At 45.8% G+C, this 4,741-nt stretch carries 5 protein-coding genes; 4 read left to right on the top strand and 1 reads right to left on the bottom strand.

The window, feature by feature from the left end; translation table 11 throughout:
* The 4 genes from AC1DUA_RS30030 to AC1DUA_RS30015 all read left to right on the top strand — a co-directional run.
* Positions 1–511, top strand: a 511-nt coding sequence (locus AC1DUA_RS30030) for a hypothetical protein (RefSeq protein WP_477503228.1), incomplete at its 5' end; no start/stop codon positions are given.
* Positions 512–580: 69 nt separating this feature from the next.
* Positions 581–1,075, top strand: a complete 495-nt coding sequence (locus AC1DUA_RS30025; RefSeq protein ID WP_477503227.1) for a carbohydrate ABC transporter permease — start codon at positions 581–583, stop codon at positions 1,073–1,075.
* Between the two features lie 14 nt (positions 1,076–1,089).
* On the top strand, positions 1,090–1,932 hold the full coding sequence (locus tag AC1DUA_RS30020) for a carbohydrate ABC transporter permease (protein WP_477503226.1): 843 nt from the start codon (positions 1,090–1,092) through the stop codon (positions 1,930–1,932).
* 59 nt (positions 1,933–1,991) lie between these two features.
* Positions 1,992–2,921, top strand: coding sequence for a dihydrodipicolinate synthase family protein (locus tag AC1DUA_RS30015; RefSeq protein WP_477503225.1), 930 nt, complete (start codon positions 1,992–1,994; stop codon positions 2,919–2,921).
* Between the two features lie 68 nt (positions 2,922–2,989).
* Here the strand turns inward: AC1DUA_RS30015 and AC1DUA_RS30010 are convergent.
* A partial coding sequence (locus tag AC1DUA_RS30010; RefSeq protein WP_477503224.1) for an S-layer homology domain-containing protein occupies positions 2,990–4,741 on the bottom strand: 1,752 nt, incomplete at its 5' end.

Genomic DNA, 4,741 nt, shown 5'->3' with positions numbered 1-4,741 from the left:
GAAAGAAACAGGAACGAAATTTGAGCTTGGCGTCGTTGATACACCTGTCTTGAATCTCGCAGATAAGCATAAAAACTACGCCCAGATCGCAGATGTGCTCTGTATTGGACCAAGCGCAAAAAAAATGCCTGAGAAGGCGATGAAGGTCTACGCATTATTCCATAGCGATGAAGTATTGAAAGCGATTCAAAATAATGAAATCGACTTTATCGCAAGACAAGATATTCAAGCTCAAGCCCCTTCAAGCTTCAAAAAGGCCGGGACTGCAGAATTCGGAAAAACTTCTAATTCTTATTTTGCGCCGACTCCACCTGATGGCGTCATTACAATTGAAGGTCAACCGTACCAGAATACAATTATCAACCTAATTGCTGGTCCAGCAAATGCAGATGTTTCGAAAGTTCTTACCGACTTAACGAATCGTTATAATGCAGCTCTGGATAAGGCAGTTGCAGGTGGTTTGGATCTTAGCCTTTATGTGAACAAAGACTGGAACACCAAGTCTAAATAACGCTAGACTAAAAAATTTGAAAGTATGGCATTGCCATAGTTCGAACCCTTTCAAGGCGCAGTTAATCAATTGCTGAAATCTACGCATCTCATCTCTACCCCCATCAATTGGTTTGGAGACAAATGGCTGGCCGATATTGTCATTATTATCGCTAGTGTCTGGAAAGGTTTTGGCGTTAACATGATCTTCTTTATCATGGGTCTTCAGAACATTCCTCAAGATATTTACGAATGTGCAGACATTGACGGGGTAACCAAATGGAAAAAGTTTACTAGCATCACCCTGCCTATGCTTGCTTCTACAGGGAAAGTCGTGATGATGCTCTTCATCGTAAATAGTATCAAAATGTCCGATCTAGTCTTGGTCCTGACCAATGGGCAGCCTGGCGGCTCAACGGAGGTTGTGATGTCGTACACTTTTAAATTTTTCTTCTCATATGGTGCGGCGGACATGGTTAGCCAATACGGTTATTCCTCAGCACTTGCCGTCATAACAGCCATCATTCTGTCGATCGTGGTTGGGCTGTACATGGCCCTTACCAGAAAAGTCGGAGATCATTATTAAGGAGATTCAGAAGAATGAAAACTAGAAAAGCATTTGAAGCCGTTCCACTCTATTTCTTTCTGGTGCTGCTCGCCATAATAGTGATATTTCCGATCTTTTACGTCGTTATTAGTTCGTTGAAAAACACGGCAAGTATATTAACGTCTACCTCTTTTTTTCCTGAAACAATTACATTTAAAAACTATGTGAGAGCTTGGAGCTTATCCAATTTCAAAGTTTACGTATGGAATAGCATCTATATGTGTACGTTCATCGTCATCGGAACGATCATCACTTCAATTTCAGCAGGTTATGTGTTCTCACGTGGTCATTTTATAGGTAAACGATTATTGCTTGCCCTAATTACCTTCTCCATGTTCATTTCTGCTGGCAGCTTATATCTGTATCCGCAGCTGAATATTGCAAAAGCACTGCATCTGAACAACTCGCTTTGGGGAGTCATCATTATCTATATTTTCGGCATCAATGTTACGAATCTCTATCTAGCCAAAGGATTTATCGACGGAATTCCCAAAGAGATCGACGAGGCGGCCAAAGTAGACGGCTGCAGCTTTTTCAGAATTTTTTACAACATTATTTTCCCATTAACCAAACCCCTGATTGCTACTGTAGGCTTACTAGCCTTTATGAATTCGTGGAACGATTACTTGCTGCCTATGGTCTTTACCTTAGGAAATCCAGACAAGCAGCCTCTCGTCGTCGGTATTGTGTCCATGAAGACCTCCGGAGAGTCCGTGACCTCCTGGGATCTGATGATGGCAGGCACCGTCATGTCTGTTTTGCCAATGTTAGTTGTATTTATTGCCTTAAATAAATATTTTGTCGCTGGACTAACCAGCGGTGCCATCAAAGGGTAATTATTCATTTGTTATGTTATTTCCTAACATATAAAAACGATTAGAATGGAGAGATTACAATGCAAAGTAAACTTATATCAGGGGTTCTCCCAGCACTCGTCACACCGCTCGACCATGAAGGGAATGTTAAGACGCAACTAGCCTCAGCTTTGATAGACATGTATAGCAAGCAACAAGCGGATGGCTTGTATATGCTCGGTTGGACAGGAGAAGGCCAGTATTTAACTGTGGAAAAAAGAAAACAATGGGCTGAAGCTGTCTTACAGGCTGCCGAAAATAAATTACCGATTTTGGTTCACGTTGGGTACAATGAGAATTTGCAAGATTCTGTTGAGCTCGCTGCTCATGCTGCTAAACATGGCGCGTATGCCGTAGCATCCGTTGGTATTTCTGAACATGCCACTCTACAAGACAACGTCGATTACTTCAAACGCATTTCTGCTGCTGCTCCTAATGTCCCCTTCTACATTTACTGGGTAGCTATGGGGAAAACATTAACTGGAGGGCAAAACATTGAACCTTCCCAAATTCTCGAGGCAATGAAAGAAGTTCCTACTTTTCGCGGTATTAAATTTACCGACAACAACTTTTATTTCTTAGAAAGATTCAAGAAATATCAACCTGATCTTAACATTCTAACAGGAGCTGACGAACTAGCTATTTGTTCACAGTTCATGGGAGCCGATGGGAATATCGGAGCCTTGCAAGCCGTTACTTGCTATCACCATAAAGTGATGATGGAAAAAATGAGCGCTGGTCTCTACGATGAAGCAAGAGAACTTCAATATCGCGCCAATGAAGTCTCTGAGGCGTATTCAAAGGCCGCAATTGGAAACTTACCAGGCATCAAGCTTCTGTTAGAGCAGATATTCCATATTCCTGTTGGATACTGCTCGCCTACAAGCCCTTTTGCCGGTGTGTATCATACATCTGTCACAGCTAGTGAACTTATTGAAACGTTCAGGAACAATATTCTGGTTAAAGAATAAGTGAACATAAGAACATAAAAAGAAGCTGCCCCTAAGTCATCTTTCTACTTGGGGGCAGCTTTATTTCATTATTTAGTATTTCGGTTGTCGATCAGTTTGGCCTGGATCAGCATCCGCTGCACGATCGCCGCCGTCTCTGCTCGTGTAATTTTACTAGTTGGCTGAAGTCCCTTATCCGAGCCTGAGACAAGCCCGTTTTTCACCGTAGCCGCAACTGCCTGTTTCGCCCATGTACTTACTACTGAGCCACCAATAAAGGAGGCAAGTGCTGAATCTGCATCCGATTTACTGATATTTGTGTCTAGTCCCGTCCACGCCATCGCTCGTGCGATCATGACCATCGCTTCTTCACGAGTAATCGTTTGGCTTGGGTGGAACGTTCCGTCGTCGTATCCATCAATGATGCCATATTCCTTGGCTTTCGCCACCGCGCCGATGTACCAGTCGCCGGTAACTACATCGGTAAATGCGCTGGTTTTTCCGTCTTCAGCAAGTCCTAATGCCCGCACAACGATGGCCGCAAACTCAGCTCGACTAATTGCCGTATCCGGGTTGTAATGCGCTGCATCGGTGCCGTTCACAATCATCCTCGAAGCCATATCATTCACTGCTGCTTTGGACCAATGCCCTTCCACATCCGCGAACAACATGTTGTGCTGTATTAGTGTGTACGAGCTGCCATTAGCCGTCTGTACTTCTAGAACAGCCTGCTTATTTTCCATGGCTTTGACCGCTTCACCGGTCAGAACCACACTCACTTTGTCAGCGGTCACCGTCGATGCCGGAATGACGATAACTGGCTTGTCACCTTCTTTACCAAGCTGCGCTGTCAGTTGGGTCGTGTCCAACGTTGCCGTCAGTACTGTTTTCCCATTTTCTTGCGTGGTAACTCCTTTAGCGATTTGATCATTTTCCTTGCCATTTACGATAAGATGGAACCCCGCAGAGTCGCTGGATGAGCTGCTGCTGTCGTTTGAAGTCGATCCAGGTCCAGGCGCTTCTGATTCTCGGCTTATCACTACATTGTACGTCTTCATCGTGCCGTCCTGCGCTGTCACTATCAACTTAATCGTGTTGATCCCCACGTTCATCGGAAGAGATGGAGACGCTGTGCCGCTCGTCACTGTGATAGGCTCGATTACTAGTGTCCCATTGCTATCGTATACACTTGCCGTCACCGAGCCATAGATCGTATCGAATACCGTCGGTGTTACCGTGACACTACTCACACTGTTTGCTATGCTCGCCGTGTAGCTTGTCGTATCAGATGCAAATGCCGGGCTCAGTATGCCGCTCGACAAGGTGATGCTGCTCAAATCAGCATTGTCGGATTTGATCGGCGTGGCGATCGGCATGGCACTCAATTCGTTCGAGTAGCTGCTGTACCCGCTAGAGTTGTTGGCCTTGATCGCGAAGTAGTACGTCGTTCCGTTCGTCAGYCCCGTTATCGTGCTGGTGTWGGTCGARCCSGWCACCRTCGCGACAGGGATCGGCTCATACGAACCGGAAACGGTTCCTGCATAGACGCTGTAGGTGACCSCATCCGATACACCGCTCCAAGCGAGTGTTACTTGGCCGTCACCTGAAATTGCGGAAAGCGCAACTGGCGTGTTCGGCGTGGCGATCGGCGTAGCACTCAATTCGTTGGAGTAGCTGCTGTAGCCGCTAGTGTTGCTGGCCTTGATCGCGAAGTAGTACGTCGTTCCGTTCGTCAGCCCCGTTATCGTGCTGGTGTTGGTCGAACCCGTCACCGTCGCGACAGGGATCGGTTCATACGAACCTGTTACAGTTCCTGCATAGACGCTGTAGGTGACCGCATC

The organism is Paenibacillus sp. 01T422 (genome assembly GCF_056398785.1).
Note: the sequence above shows the minus strand (reverse complement) of the source record. Positions and strands in the feature narration are given on the sequence as shown.

Coding starts and splice junctions, on each gene's coding strand:
- AC1DUA_RS30020 (WP_477503226.1), top strand. CDS start 1,090: ATGAAAACTAGAAAAGCATTTGAAGCCGTTCCACTCTATTTCTTTCTG.
- AC1DUA_RS30015 (WP_477503225.1), top strand. CDS start 1,992: ATGCAAAGTAAACTTATATCAGGGGTTCTCCCAGCACTCGTCACACCG.